This window comes from Massilia orientalis, assembly GCF_030411975.2.
Taxonomy (GTDB): Bacteria; Pseudomonadota; Gammaproteobacteria; order Burkholderiales; family Burkholderiaceae_D; genus Telluria; species Telluria orientalis.
The window spans coordinates 86,018-100,292 of sequence record NZ_JASNRB020000004.1; the positions used below are offsets into that span (position 1 = coordinate 86,018).

11 protein-coding genes are annotated in these 14,275 nt (G+C 67.5%); 2 read left to right on the forward strand and 9 right to left on the reverse strand.

Annotated features, from left to right (window positions below; genetic code table 11):
• Positions 1-39: 39 nt before the first annotated feature.
• Complete coding sequence (locus QPK29_RS06730) at positions 40-1,560, reverse strand: CYTH and CHAD domain-containing protein (RefSeq protein ID WP_056126714.1); 1,521 nt, start codon at positions 1,558-1,560, stop codon at positions 40-42.
• A 303-nt stretch (positions 1,561-1,863) separates the two neighbouring features.
• Between QPK29_RS06730 and QPK29_RS06735 the strand changes: the two genes are divergently transcribed.
• Positions 1,864-3,099, forward strand: coding sequence for an RNA-guided endonuclease InsQ/TnpB family protein (locus QPK29_RS06735; RefSeq protein ID WP_371770578.1), 1,236 nt, complete (start codon positions 1,864-1,866; stop codon positions 3,097-3,099).
• A 9-nt stretch (positions 3,100-3,108) separates the two neighbouring features.
• On the opposite strand, the gene QPK29_RS06740 is transcribed toward QPK29_RS06735, so the two are convergent.
• The 5 genes from QPK29_RS06740 to QPK29_RS06760 all read right to left on the reverse strand — a co-directional run bounded on the left by QPK29_RS06740 (position 3,109) and on the right by QPK29_RS06760 (position 8,599).
• Positions 3,109-4,077, reverse strand: a complete 969-nt coding sequence (locus QPK29_RS06740; protein ID WP_371770579.1) for a hydroxymethylglutaryl-CoA lyase — start codon at positions 4,075-4,077, stop codon at positions 3,109-3,111.
• Positions 4,074-5,285, reverse strand: coding sequence for a CaiB/BaiF CoA transferase family protein (locus QPK29_RS06745; protein WP_371770580.1), 1,212 nt, complete (start codon positions 5,283-5,285; stop codon positions 4,074-4,076). The genes QPK29_RS06740 and QPK29_RS06745 overlap by 4 nt, the downstream gene beginning before the upstream one ends.
• A 16-nt stretch (positions 5,286-5,301) precedes the next feature.
• The gene (locus QPK29_RS06750; RefSeq protein ID WP_371770648.1) at positions 5,302-6,579 is read right to left on the reverse strand and encodes an MFS transporter; all 1,278 of its coding nucleotides are present in this window, start codon (positions 6,577-6,579) and stop codon (positions 5,302-5,304) included.
• Between the two features lie 191 nt (positions 6,580-6,770).
• Positions 6,771-7,667 (reverse strand): LysR substrate-binding domain-containing protein, encoded by an 897-nt coding sequence (locus QPK29_RS06755; protein ID WP_371770581.1) that lies wholly within the window; start codon positions 7,665-7,667, stop codon positions 6,771-6,773.
• Between the two features lie 20 nt (positions 7,668-7,687).
• On the reverse strand, positions 7,688-8,599 hold the full coding sequence (locus QPK29_RS06760) for an AraC family transcriptional regulator (protein WP_371770649.1): 912 nt from the start codon (positions 8,597-8,599) through the stop codon (positions 7,688-7,690).
• A 150-nt stretch (positions 8,600-8,749) separates the two neighbouring features.
• Between QPK29_RS06760 and QPK29_RS06765 the strand changes: the two genes are divergently transcribed.
• A complete protein-coding gene (locus tag QPK29_RS06765; RefSeq protein ID WP_371770582.1) occupies positions 8,750-9,583 on the forward strand; it encodes an oxidoreductase in 834 nt (277 codons plus the stop codon).
• Positions 9,584-9,659: 76 nt separating this feature from the next.
• Here QPK29_RS06765 and QPK29_RS06770 read toward each other — a convergent pair whose 3' ends face one another.
• The 3 genes from QPK29_RS06770 to QPK29_RS06780 all read right to left on the reverse strand — a co-directional run bounded on the left by QPK29_RS06770 (position 9,660) and on the right by QPK29_RS06780 (position 14,155).
• The gene (locus QPK29_RS06770) at positions 9,660-10,433 is read right to left on the reverse strand and encodes an enoyl-CoA hydratase (protein WP_371770583.1); all 774 of its coding nucleotides are present in this window, start codon (positions 10,431-10,433) and stop codon (positions 9,660-9,662) included.
• 78 nt (positions 10,434-10,511) lie between these two features.
• Positions 10,512-11,708, reverse strand: coding sequence for an acetyl-CoA C-acyltransferase (locus QPK29_RS06775; RefSeq protein ID WP_056126699.1), 1,197 nt, complete (start codon positions 11,706-11,708; stop codon positions 10,512-10,514).
• Between the two features lie 29 nt (positions 11,709-11,737).
• Positions 11,738-14,155 (reverse strand): 3-hydroxyacyl-CoA dehydrogenase/enoyl-CoA hydratase family protein, encoded by a 2,418-nt coding sequence (locus QPK29_RS06780; protein WP_371770584.1) that lies wholly within the window; start codon positions 14,153-14,155, stop codon positions 11,738-11,740.
• Positions 14,156-14,275: the final 120 nt, after the last annotated feature.

Consider the following 14,275-nt stretch of genomic DNA (forward strand, 5'->3'; position numbering starts at 1 on the left):
CAGTATGGATTCCCGCGTGCGCGGGAACGACACGGCGTCTCAGAAGCCAGCCCTGGCGCGCAGACTCTCCTTGACGTGTCGGCGCGCGCGCGGCATCGCATCCAGCGCGCGCGCAGCCAGGACGCCTTCGATGAAGCCGAGCAGCCCCGCCTCCTGCGGCACGCGGTCGCGCAGTTGCGCGACCAGTTCGCGCGCGACGAACGCATCGTTGATCTCCCCCAGCTCGTCCTGCATTCCGCTCAAGAGATCGTGCCGTTTCGTCGCCTTGCGGTCGTGCGACAACGCGGCGAAGAACTCGCGCGCATAACGTTCCTTCTTGGCCGCGATGCGCACCTTGTGCAGGCAATCCGGCCGTTTCAGGTCGTAGCCGCGGGCGCGCTTGCGCACGCGCGCTGCCGCGTGCTGCACGAGCTGCGGCGCGGCCTTCGCGATCTGTTGTTCGAGCGGGTCGGCCGGCAGCGCAGTATGCTGCCAGCCCTTGCCCGCGATCCAGCCGCCCAGCGCCAGCATCAGGGTCGTGTAGCGCGGGCTGCCGACGGCCGAGCGCACGCGCGCCCGATGACGCTCCGCCTCCTCGCGCGCCGCCGCTTCCACGCGCGCCAGCGACGGCTTCTGTTCCTCGGTCAGCGGCAGGCGGGGCAGCACGGATTCGAGGAACACATCCCAGTTGCGCGCGTCGCCCAGTTCGCCGGCGAGCCATTCGATGTCGGCCGCCAGCGGTTCCGGCAGCGTCACGAGCCCGTCGACCATGTCGTGCGCCGCGCGCAGGCGGCGCAGGCCCACGCGCATCTGGTGCAGGCTCTCGACGTCGCCCGCCAGCACGCCCCGTTCGTTGGCCTGCATCTGCTGCAGGCAGTTTTGCAGGATGCTGCCCAGCGCCTCGCCCAGCGTGGCCTTGCGCTTGAGCGTCACGGGCGTGGCCTTGACGGCGTGCGCCTTGTCCTCGGTCGCCAGCGCATAGCCGCGCTCGGCCTTGCTGATGTTCTCGATGCGCACGGGTATCGCCTCGTGCACCCGCTGCGCCAGTTCGTACAGGCAGGCCGGATCGCCATCCTTCACTTCGAGCTCCAGCTCGCGCACGGCGGTCTTGCGCTCGCCGCGCTGCAGTTCGCCCACGTCCAGCGCGCACTCGACGTGCGTGCCGTCCGGCAGGGCCAGCATCCACGTCGTGCGCTTCGTGCGGTTGACGAAGACCGGCTCGGGGGCGAGCTGCTGGCCGTCCAGGCTGTGGGCGAGATCGGGCAGGGCTTCACGCAACTGCTTGCCGAACAGGTCCTGGTCGGGCACTTCGGACGCAATCTCGGCTTCCAGCTCGGTTCTCCGGTGCAGGCCGGCCACGGCGCTGCCGCCGCCCTTCAGGGTCTGCACGTGACGCGCGCCGGCGCTGCGCACGCGCAAGGCAAAACCATGCTTCCACAAGTCGAAGGCGCCGGTGTCGAAATAGCGGTCGACGTGTTCCTGGTCGCGTGGCTTCGATACGGCGTGCTCGCGCAGCACGGCGGATTTTTTCAGCTGCGCGGCGCTCGTCGCGCCCACGGCCAGTTTGATTTCACATTCCATCGGAGTCTCCTGTCATCCATCCTCTTACTGTAGCGCATCGCCTTCGAGGTCGACACACGAATCGGCGCTCACGTACCCGCATTGGATCAACACTGCGCGCAAGCGCGCGTGATGCAGAACAGGCCGGCGCTAGCCACACGCGCGCGTTCTACTGGGCCAACACGGATGTCTGGGAGTACGACTTTAGTCAAACTAAAAATAATTGAACGTGTCCAATCGTGATCATGGAACAGACGATTTCGAGCAGACTGTACAGTCTGCGCAACTTCCACCGCCAGCTGCGCGCGGCCCTGGAGAGCGAATATGCTGCTGGCGCACCGGATCAGGATTGACGCGACAGCGATCCAGCGTGATTATTTTGCGCGCGCGGCCGGCACCGCCCGCCGGGTCTGGAACTGGGCGCTAGCCGAGTGGAACCGTCAGGCCGCCTGTGGCCTGCGGCCAAACGCGATGGCACTCAAGAAGGTGTTCAATCGCATCAAGTATTCGGATCCCGACTGGCTCGACGCCGACGGCAAGCCGTGGCTGCGCGCCATCCACCGCGACGCCCATGCCCAGCCGTTCGCCAACCTCGCAAAGGCGTGGAGTCGTTACTTCGAGCAGCGCCGCGCCAGCCAGCCGGCGCACGCGCCGCGCTTCAGGAAGAAGGGCCGTTCAGCCGACGCCTTCTATTTGGCAAACGACAAGTTCCGGCTCGAGGGACGCAGTGCCGTGCTGCCGAAGGTGGGCCGCGTCGCGCTGCGGGAAGCGCTGCGTTGGGACGGCAAGATCATGGGCGCGAGTGTCTCGCGCGAAGCAGGTCACTGGCACCTGGCGGTTCAGGTCGACGTGCCGGACCACTTGACCCGGCGACGTCGCACGGGTGACGCCGTCACCGGCATCGACCTGGGCGTGACCAGCGCTGCCACGCTGTCCAGCGGCGAGAAGATCGCGGCGCCACGGCCGTTGAAGGCGGCGCTGCGGCGCCTGCGCATCCGCTCGCGCCGGCAGTCGCGCAAGCTCGAGGCGGCCAAGGCCGCGGCCGGGATCGTCGGCCGTATCGGCAAGGGCACGCGCCTGCAGGCGTCGAAGAACCGGACCAAGGGTGCGCTGGCCCTGGCGCGGCTGCATGCGCGCATCGCGCGCGTGCGCCAGGACTTTACCCATAAGCTCACGACCCGGCTGTGCCGCGAAAATCAGGCGCTGGTGATCGAAGACCTGAACGTGCGCGGCATGCTGGCCAACGCGCGCCTCGCACGCGCGATCGCCGATGTCGGCTTTTCCGACGCCATCGACCTGTTCTGGATCGAAACCTGTGGCAACCACGACGATGCGTGCCGCGTCGTGCTGATTTACGACACGCCCGCTACGGAATGGCTCGCCAATTCGGCGGCGATCCCGCAGTTCGGCTACCTCGACCTAGGCAAGCGCGAGTCGCAACGCGTGCTGGCCGTGCGCGCGACGGAACGGGCCTACCTCGACCTGCCCGTGTACGGCAGCGAGATCGTGGCCGGGCACGGGCGGACGGAGATCGCGCGTTGCGAGCCGGCGATACGCTGACGGGAGCGCTCAGGCCGCCGGCCGTGGGTGCAGGTCCAGCCTGCGGCCGGCCTTGACGATCTGGCTGGGCACCTCGTGGCCGACGAGGTCCTGCAGGCGAACCGCCGCCTGCAGCAGCCGGGCCAGGTCGACGCCGGTGTCGTAGCCCATCAACTCGAGCGCATGCACGACCTCCTCCGTGCACACGTTGCCGGTGGCACCGGGCGCATACGGGCAGCCGCCGATGCCGCCGAGGGAGGCGTCGAAGCGGTCGGCACCCGCGTCGATGGCGGCCAGCACGTTCGCGAGGCCCATGCCGCGCGTGTTGTGGAAGTGCAGCGTGAGTTCGATGCCGGGCCAGCGCGCGCGTACGGCTTCCGTCAGCGCGTGCACCTGGGTCGGATAGGCCATGCCGGTGGTGTCGCACAGCGTGATGCCGTGCACGCCCAGTTCGCCGACGAAGCGGGCGCACCAGTCCAGCACGTCCTGCTGCGGCACGTCGCCTTCCATCGGGCAGCCGAAGCTGCACGACAGCGACACGTTGACGGCGATGCCGTGGCGCCGCGCCAGTGCCGCGACGTCGGCCAGTCCGGCGAAGGATTGTGCACGCGTCATGCGCAGGTTGGACAGGTTGTGGCTTTCGCTGGCCGACATGACGAGATTCATCTCGCCCACGCCCGCCGCGACGGCACGCTCGGCCCCGCGCACGTTCGGCACGAGGGCGCTGTAGACGACGCCCGGTGCGCGCGCGATGCCGGCGAACACGTCGGCCGCATCCGCGAGGACCGGCACGGCCTTCGGCGACACGAAGGAGCTGACCTCGAGCTTGGCGAGTCCCGCGCCCGACAGCATGTCGGCCAGGGCGATCTTGTCGGCCGTCGGCACGAAGCGGCATTCGGCCTGCAGGCCGTCGCGCAGGCCGACTTCCTGGATGTGTATGCGGCGGCCGGCGATCCGGCGGCCGGCGATCCGGCGGCCGGCGCCAGTCCAGGCACTCATGCGACCACCTTGCGCGCGCGCAGCGCCGCGATCTGGTCTTCGCTGAGGCCGATCTCGCGCAGCACGGCGTCCGTATCCTCGCCCAGCCGCGGCGCGGCCGAGCGCACGCTGCCCGGCGTGCCCATCAGCTTCGGCACGATGCCCGGCACCTCGACCTCGTAGCCTTCGCGCGTCTGCTGCGTCAGGATCATGTCGCGGGCCCGGTAGTGCGGGTCTTCCGCGATATCCTTCGCCGTGTAGACCTTGCCGGCCGGGACTTTCGCCGCGCCCAGCACGTCCAGGACATCCCCCACGGTCCGCTCCGCCGTCCACGCACCGATGGCCGCATCGATCTCGTCCACGCGCGCGACGCGGCCCGCATTGTTCGCGAGGTCGGTCGCGTCGCCCAGGTCGGGCCGGCCGATCGCCTGCATCAGACGTTTAAAAATGCTGTCGCCGTTGCCCGCGACGAGCACATAGCCGTCGACGCAGCGGTAGGCGTTCGACGGGGCGATGCCCGGCAACGCGCTGCCCGCGGCCTCGCGCACGGCGCCGAACGCGCTGTATTCGGGGATCAGGCTTTCCATCACGTTGAACACGGCTTCGTGCAGCGCGACGTCGATCACCTGCCCTTTGCCGCCGTTGACCTTGCGGTGGTACAGCGCGGTCAGCACGCCGATGGTGCCGTGCAGCGCGGCCAGGGTGTCGCCGATCGAGATGCCGCAGCGCACCGGCACGCGGCCCGGCTCGCCGGTCAGGTGGCGCAGGCCGCCCATCGCTTCGCCGATCGCGCCGAAGCCCGGCAGGTCGCGATAGGGTCCCGTCTGGCCGTAGCCGGAAATGCGCAGCATGACGAGGCCGGGATTCAGTTCGGACAGCACGTCCCACCCCATGCCCCAGTTTTCCAGCGTGCCGGGACGGAAGTTCTCGACGAGCACGTCGGCCTCGGCGATCAGCTTGCGCGCGATGTCCTGCCCTTCCTCGCTTCTCAGGTCGAGGGCGAGCGAGCGCTTGTTGCGCGACTGGACCTGCCACCAGACGGAGGTGCCGTCCTTCATCATGCGCCAGTTGCGCAGCGGGTCGCCCGCGCCCGGCGCCTCGATCTTGATCACGTCGGCGCCGAAATCGCCCAGCGTCTTGCCGGCGAACGGGCCGGCGATCAATTGTCCCATCTCGATCACGCGCACGCCCTGCAGGGCGTTGGCGGACATCGTGCCTGAAGCCGTCATGCTCATCTTGTCCTCGTCAGTTTGCAGATTGTTCGCGCTGGCGCAGCCGTTCGGGCAGGCCGAACGCCAGCACACCGGCGCAGACCACGCTCAGCGCCGCGATCACGTACAGGGCGGGCGTCGTGCTGCCGGTGCCGTCCTTGATGCGTCCCACCATCACCGGGCTGACGATGCCGCCCAGCTGTCCCAGCGTATTGATCAGCGCGATGCCGCCCGCCGCGCCGGCGCCCGTCACCAGTTTCGGCGGCAGCGCCCAGAACGCGGGGATCGACGCTACCACACCCGCGCCCATCACGGCCAGTGCCGCGACCAGCAGGCCGGGTTGGTGGTCGAACAGGCCGGCGCCGCAAAAGCCCACCGCGCCCAGCAGCACGAGGCCGATCACGAACTTCGTGCGCTCGCCGCTGGCGTCCGACAGCCGGCCCACGGCCACCATCGCGATCGCGCCGCACAGGTAGGGCACCGCCGTGAGCAGGCCGATGGTCGTCGGGCTCGTGGTGCCGGCGCTGCGGATCATGTGCGGCGCCCAGAAGTTCAGGCCATAGGAGCTCACCTGAATCAGGAAGTAGACGAGGCCCAGCGTGAAGAAACCCGGCGTCTTGAGGGCGCCCAGCAGCGAGTGGCTGCCGATGCTCCGGTTCTGTTCGGCGATGCGCGCGGCCAGCAGAGCGCGTTCCGCGGGAGCGAGCCAGGACGCATCCTCGACGCGGTCCTTCAGTACGAGGAACACGACGGCGCCCAGCAGCACGCACGGCAGGCCGCCCACGAGGAACAGCCAGTGCCAGCCGGACATGCCCAGCACGCCGTCCAGGTGGGCCAGCACGAGGCCGGCGGCCGGCGCGCCGACGAGGCCGGAGAATGCCGACGCGAGGAACAGCATCGACGTGATGCGGCCGCGGTAGGCGGTCGGGAACCACAGCGTGAGGAAGTACAGCACGCCGGGCGCGAAGCCGGCCTCCATGGCGCCGATCACGAAGCGCAGCACGTAGAACTGCCATTCGGTCTGCACCAGCGCCATCAGCGCGGTGGCAAGGCCCCACGAGACCATGATGCGTGCGATCCAGCGCCGCGCGCCGACCTTGTACAGCATCATGTTGCTGGGGACTTCGAACAGGACGTAGCCGACCGAGAACAGGCCGGCCCCGAGGCCGTACGCCGTGTCGGACAGCGACAGGCTGCTCTGCAGCGCGAACTTGGCGAAGCTGATGTTGATGCGGTCGAAAAAGGCGAACAGGTAGCAGATCATGATGAGGGGCATGATCCGCCATGCCACCTTCGCCACGATCCGCGCCATGTCCGGCACGGCGGCGTCGGCCGCGCCCGCCGGGGCGGAAAGAATCTTGCTCATTATTGTCTCCGGATGGATAGTCGTCGAATGAAACACGCTCTTGGTGGCGTGATGGTGCGATTCTGGCAGCACTCCCTCGGGCGCGGAATGATCAAGGTGTGAACCCCGCTTTCGCGTTTCGCGAAAGCTCCCCGGTGCTACGTCCCGGCGCCCAGATGGTCGACGAGCAGTCGCGCGTGGCGCGGCAGCGTTTCCAGGTCGCGCACGCCGATCAGGAGCTGGCGCCGCGCCCACGCATCCGTCAGCGGGATCTGGCGCAGGTTCAGCGAGCGCACGAGCGCGCGCACGGCGTCGGCGGGGAGCACCGCGACGCCCAGGCCGGCGGCCACCATCTGGCACATCGCATCGAAGCTGCGCACCTGGATGCGCACGCGCAGGCGCCGGCCCGTCGCTTCCGTCTCGGCCTGCAGGCGCTGCGCCAGCGACGTGCCCTGCGACAGGCTGACGACATCGAAATCCGCCGCGTCCTCGAAGCCCAGGCTGCGCCGGCGCGCGAGCGCATGGCCGGCCGGGACCACGAGCACGAGGCGGTCTTCGCGGTAGGGCATCAGGTGCAGGCCGAGGGCCGGGGTGCGGTCGGCGAAGATGCCGATGTCGGCGCGGCCTTCGAGCACGCCCAGCACGATCTCGTTGCTGTTGAGCTCAGCGAGCTCGATGCGGATCGCCGGATTGGCCCTGGCGAAGGCGGCGATGTCGGCCGGCAGGAACTGGGTGATGGCGGAGGTATTGGCCCACAGGCGCGCCACGCCCACGATGCCGCTGGCGTGGTCGTGCAATTCGGCGGCGAGGAGGTTCACGTCGCCGAGGATGCGCTGCGCGTGCCGGGCGAGCGCCAGGCCGGCCGCGGTGGGCGTGATGCCGCGCGAATGGCGCTCGAACAGCGCGGCGCCGACGGCGGCCTCCAGGTCGGAGATCCGCTTGCTCGCCGCCCCGACGGCCAGGTTGGCGAGCAACGCGCCTTTGCTGATGCTGCCGGAACGGACGACGTGGCTGAACAGGGAGAGCGACACGAGGTCGAGGCGGTGCAGGTTCATGAAACCATTGTGCACCAGGTTCAGTGCGACGACACGAATTCGGCGCCGGGAAACGCCGGCGGAATGGCAAAGGTTGCCCGCATCCGTTTGGCCTCCGCTGCCGGGGTCAAGCCGAACAGCCGCCGGAATTCGCGGCTGAACTGCGATGGACTCGTATAGCCCACCGCATGGCACGCCGCTTCCGCGGTCAGGTCCCGGCGCACCATCAGCAGGCGCGCCTGGTGCAGCCGCGTCGACTTCAGGTACTGCATGGGCGACGTCTGCGTGATCGCCTTGAAGTGGCTGTGGAAAGCTGGAATGCTCATGCCCGCTTCCCGCGCCAGCTGCGCCAGGTCGAGCGCTTCCGCGTAACCGGCATGGATGCGGCGCAACGCACGGCCGATCTTTCCGTACTGGCCTTTCAGCGCGAGCGCCTCGCGCATCGAGCGTCCCTGCGCGCCGGTGAGCACCCGGAAATACAGTTCGCGCAGCAGGTCCGGCCCCAGTACGGCCGCCTCCAGCGGCCGGTTCAACGCTTCCAGGAAACGCAGCACCGAGCCACGCATGTCCGCATCGATCGGACTCGACAACATGCTCTGCGGCGCCTGGGCAGGTTCGGCCGAGGGATGGCGGTCGATGTGCAGCATCAGGTCCGCGGCGACGGCGAAATCGAGGTGCAGGTACAGCGCGAGCAGCGGCTGCGCCGGCGTCGCATCCGTCTCCATGTCGAACGGCACGGGCACGGAGACCGCCAGGTAATGCTGCGCATCGTAAACATACAGTTTGTCGCCGAAGTAGCCGCGCTTGCGGCCCTGGCAAACGATCACGATACCGGGATCGTAGAGCACCGGCGTGCGCGTCAACGCGCGGTCGGAACGCAGGATCCGCACGGTAGGCAGCGCCGTGAGGTTGTAGCCCTCGTTCGGCGCCAATGCGCGTAGCAGCTCGACCATGCGCCGCTGCGCGTGGCCGGATGGATCGTCGCTTTCATCCGCGGCTGTCGGCTTTGGCATAGTTTTAGGCAAGAAAAACAGTCGACTTGGGCTTATCTGGTGATGTCACCAAGAATAACATGCGGCCTTCATCAACTCGGAAAAGACGACATGACACCCAATAAACTCCTGCTGATCACCGGCGTCAGCAGCGGCTTCGGCCGCGCTCTTGCGCAACAGGCGCTGGCCGACGGTCACCGCGTGGTGGGCACGGTCAGGAACGCGCAGGCCGCGGAAGCGTTCGCGGCAATGTGCCCGGCGCGCGCCCACGCGCGCATCCTCGACGTGACGCAATTCGATGCAATCGACGGCGTCGTCGCGGACATCGAAGCGAACGTCGGCACCGTCGATGTCCTCGTCAACAACGCCGGCTACGGGCACGAAGGCATCCTGGAAGAATCGCCGCTGTCCGACATGCGCCGCCAGTTCGACGTCAACGTCTTCGGGCCGGTCGCCATGATGAAAGCCGTGCTGCCGTTCATGCGCGCCCGCCGGCGCGGCCATATCGTCAACATCACGTCGATGGGCGGCTACATCACGATGCCCGGCATCGCCTACTACTGCGGCAGCAAATTCGCACTGGAAGGCATCTCGGACACGCTCGCCAGGGAAGTCCGCCCATTCGGCATCGCCGTGACCGCGATCGCACCAGGCTCATTCCGCACCGATTGGGCCGGCCGCTCGATGCAGCGCAGCGCGCGCTCGATTGCCGACTACGACGCGCTGTTCGACCCGGTGCGCAAGGCGCGTGAGGCAAAGAGCGGCAAGCAGCCGGGCGATCCGGCCAAGGCGGCCCGCGCGATACTGGCCGTGATCGAGGCAGACGCGCCGCCGACGCACCTGCTGCTCGGCAGCGACGCGCTGCAACTGGTGCGGGGCAAGCTGGCCGACCTGGGGCGCGATCTGGATGCCTGGGAAGAGGTCTCCGTCTCGACCGACGGTTGATGGCGCGCCCAATGCCAGTCACTCAGCCACAAACTCGTCGTTCCCTAACTGAATGGCACTGATGGCACGCCCGGGTTTAATCGAACTTCGAAAAATCCGGCTTGCGCTTCTCGAAGAACGCCGTGAAGGCTTCCCTGGCCTCGGCACCGGTCAGCATGGCACTGAACCGTTCGTTCTCCGCCGCGATGGTGTCTTTCACCAGCGCTGCACGCGAGCGCTTCATCAAGGCCTTGGTCGTGCGGATCGACGCCGCCGGCAGTTTCACGAGTTTGGCGGCCTGCCCTTGCGCGAACGCGAGCAGCTCTGCGGCCGGCAGCACGCGCGCCACGATGCCCATCTCGAACGCTTCCTGCGCGCCGAAGGCTTCGCCCAGCATCAGCTTTTCCGCCGCGCGGGTGTAGCCGGCCGATTGCGCGACGAGCAGCGACGACGCGAATTCCGGGCACAGGCCCAATTGGGAAAACGGCATCGAGAACCTGGCGTTGTCGGCGCAGTAGACGAGATCGCAGTGCATCAGCAGCGTGGTGCCGATGCCGACGGCCGCGCCCGCGACGGCCGCGACCACCGGCTTGCTGCAGCCTTCCAGCGCGCGCATGAACTGGAACACGGGACGGGATTCCGTCATCGCGCCTTCGCCCACGTTGTGCAGGAAGTCTTCCAGGTCGTTACCGGCCGTGAAGATCTCGGGTTTGCCCGTGATGAGGATCGCGCGGATGGCGGGGTCGGTGTCGGCCGCGCGCAGCGCGTCGGCCATGGTCGTGTACATGGCGCCCGTGATGGCGTTCTTGCGTTCCGGGCGGTTGAATTCGAGGGTGAGGATGCCGTCGGCGGTGGTGGTCAGGATGTCCATTCGGTGTCTCGCTTGTTCGTATAAAAAAAGGGTGGGAACGGTTGTGCCGCACCCACCCTTCCGTTCACGTCGTGTGGATTACACGCGTTCGATGATGCCCGCCGCGCCCATGCCGGCGCCGACGCACATGGTGACCATGCCGTACTTCAGGTTGTTGCGGCGCAGCGCGTGGACGACGGTCGCGGCGCGGATCGCACCGGTCGCGCCCAGCGGGTGGCCCAGGGCGATCGCGCCGCCCATCGGGTTCACCTTGCTCGTGTCCAGGTTCAGGTCGCGGATGACGGCCAGTGCCTGTGCCGCGAAGGCTTCGTTCAGTTCGATCCAGTCCAGCTGGTCCTGCGTGATGCCGGCGGCGGCCAGCGCTGCGGGAATCGCGACCTTCGGACCGATGCCCATGATTTCCGGCGGCACGCCGCGCACGGCGAACGACGAGAACTTGGCCAGCGGGGTCAGGTTGTGCTCGCGCAGGATCTTCTCGCTGACGACGATCAGCGCGCCGGCGCCGTCCGACATCTGCGACGACGTCGCGGCCGTCACGCTGCCCTTGGCGGCGAAGACGGGCTTGAGCTTCGCCATGCCTTCCATGCTCGCGTCGGCGCGCGGGCCTTCGTCCAGGTCGACGGTGCGGCGCTTGACCTTGATCTCGCCGGTCGCCAGGTCCGGCGTGCGGGTGACGATTTCCACCGGGGTGATCTCGTCCTTGAACAGGCCGGCCTGCTGGGCGGCGATCGCCTTGCGGTGCGATTCCAGGCCGAAGGCGTCCTGGTCTTCGCGGCTCACCTTCCACTGGGCGGCGACCTTCTCGGCCGTCAGGCCCATGCCGTAGGCGAGACCCACGTTCTCGTCCTTGAACGTCTCCATGTTGATCGACGGGTGGTGGCCCATCATCGGCACCATCGACATCGATTCGACGCCGCCGGCGATCATCACGTCGGCCTCGCCGACGCGGATGCGGTCCGCGGCCATGGCCAGCGCCGTGATGCCCGAGGCGCAGTAGCGGTTGACGGTCACGCCGCCGACGGTGTTCGGCAGGCCGGCCAGCACGACGGCGTTACGGGCCACGTTGAAGCCCTGCTCCGCTTCCGGGAACGAGCAGCCGACGATGGCGTCGACGATCAGCGCCGGGTCCAGGTTCGGCACGGCGGCCATCGCGCCGCGGATGGCCGCCACCAGCAGGTCGTCCGGACGGGTCTTGTTGAAAAAGCCGCGCGGCGCCTTGCCGATCGGGGTGCGGGTCGCTGCGACGATGTATGCGTCTTGAAGTTGTTTGCTCATGTCAGTAGTCCTTAGTGTCCGCGCCGCGATCAGTTACGCACCGGTTTGCCGTTTTGCATCATGCCCATGATGCGTTCCTGGGTCTTCGGATTGTTCAGCAGCGAAACGAATGCCTTGCGTTCCATGTCGAGCAGCCACTGCTCGGACACGACGCTGCCCTGGTCGATGTCGCCACCGGAGACGATCTCCGCGATCGTGTCGCCCAGCTGGTAGTCGTACGCGGAGATGAAGCCGCCGTCGCGCATGTTGACCAGCTGGCCGCGGATCGTGCCCCAGCCGTAGCGGCCGGTGACGGTCACTGGGCGGCGCAGCGGTGCGCGGTAGCCGGCGTCGAACATCGAGCGCGCGGTGACCTTCGCCACGTGCAGCAGTTCGTACGGGTTGAAGACGATGATGTCGTCGTCCTTCAGGTAGCCCATGGCCTTCGCTTCCAGGGCCGATTTCGACACCTGCGCGGTGGCCGCGTTGGTGAAGCCGGTCTTCAGGAATTGCAGGATGTCGTTGCCCTTGGCCTCATTGGCCGCGCGCACTGCCGCTTCCTTCAGGCCGCCGCCGGCCGGCACCAGGCCGACGCCCACTTCCACGAGGCCGATGTACGACTCGATCGAGGCGACACGCTTCGATGCGTGCAGCGCCATCTCGCAGCCGCCGCCCAGGGCGAGACCCGCCACCGCGGCCACGACCGGGATGTTCGAGTATTTCATCGCCATGAACGTGTCCTGAAGTTCCTTGACGATCGGGTCCATCGCTTTCGCACCGCCCGCCATGAAGGCCGGCAGGGCCGATTGCAGGTCGGCGCCGGCCGAGAACGCGCCGCCGTCGGCCGCATCGGTATTCCAGATCACGATGCCCTTGAAGCCCTTCTCGGCTTCGGCCAGCGCGCGCTGGATGCCCTTGATGACGCCGTCGCCGATCACGTGCATCTTCGTCTTCAGCGAGATGACCAGCACCTCGTCGCCCGAGTGCCACAGGCGCACGGAGTCGTCTTCGAACACGGTGGTGCCGGCGGTCTTCGGATCGTCGCCGCCCGCGCCCACGACCGGTGCGCGGAACTGCTGGCGTTCATAGACCGGCAGGTCGGAACGCGGCACATAGGCGTTCTTCGTGACGGAGTACGAGCCTTCCGGCGTGTGCACGCCCTTCTCCGCGACCGGTGCGCTGAACACCCATGCCGGCAGCGGTGCATCGGTCAGGGCCTTGCCCGCTTCGATGTCTTCCTTGACCCACTGGGCGATGGTGTTCCAGCCGGCGGCCTGCCACGTTTCGAACGGGCCGACGCTCCAGCCGAAGCCCCAGCGCATCGCGAAATCGACGTCGCGCGCGTTGTCGGCGATCGAGTCCAGGTGGAAGGCGATGTAGTGGAAGGCGTCGCGGAAGATCGCCCACAGGAACTGCGCCTGCGGGTTGGTCGATTCGCGCATCGCCTTGAATTTCTTGACCGGGTCCTTCTCTTTCAGGATGCGCGCGACGATGTCGGCCGCCTTGGCGCCGCCCGGCACGTATTCGCCGGTCGCGGTGTCCAGGCGCAGGATGTCCTTGCCGACCTTTTTATAGAAGCCGGCGCCGGTCTTCTGGCCCAGCGCGCCCTTCTCGATCAGCTTGGCCAGCACGTCCGGCGTCTTGTACACGCCGAAGAACGGGTCGTCCTGCAGGTTGTCCTGCATCGTCTTGATGACGTGGCCCATCGTGTCCAGGCCGACGACGTCCGCCGTGCGGAACGTGCCCGACTTGGCGCGGCCCAGCTTGGCGCCGGTCAGGTCGTCGACGACGTCCACGGACAGGCCGAATTTCTCCGCTTCGTGGATCGTGGCCAGCATGCCGAAGATGCCGACGCGGTTGGCGATGAAGTTCGGCGTGTCTTTCGCACGCACGACACCTTTACCCAGCACGGACGTCAGGAAGGTCTCGAGCTGGTCGAGGATTGCCGGCTTCGTGGCGGCGGTCGGGATCAGTTCGACCAGGTGCATGTAGCGCGGCGGGTTGAAGAAGTGCACGCCGCAGAAGCGCGATTTCAGCTCGGCGTCGAAGCCTTCGGCCAGCTTCTCGATCGACAGGCCCGACGTGTTCGACGCGAAGATAGCGTTCGCGCCGATGTGCGGAGCGACCTTCTTGTACAGGTCGTGCTTCCAGTCCATGCGCTCGGCGATGGCTTCGATGATCAGGTCGCAGCCGGCCAGCACGTCGAGGTTGTCCTCGTAGTTGGCGACTTCGATCAGGGCCGCGTCTTCCTTGTTGCCCAGCGGGGCCGGCGACAGCTTCTTCAGGTTCTCGATGGCCTTCAGGACGATGGCATTTTTATTGGCGTTACCGCCGGAGCCTTGCTCCGGCTTGGCCGGCAGGTCGAACAGCACGACCGGGACCTTGGCGTTGACGCAGTGCGCGGCGATCTGCGCGCCCATCACGCCGGCGCCCAGCACGGCGACTTTCTTGACGATGAAATTAGTCATCTCTCGTAATCCTTAGTTAGGTCGTCGTCCCCGCGAAGGCGGGGATCCATACTGAAGCACCGAAGTCGGACGCGGTGCTTTGCTGCTCAGTGATTCGAGTTCCGGTGCTCAGCATGGGTC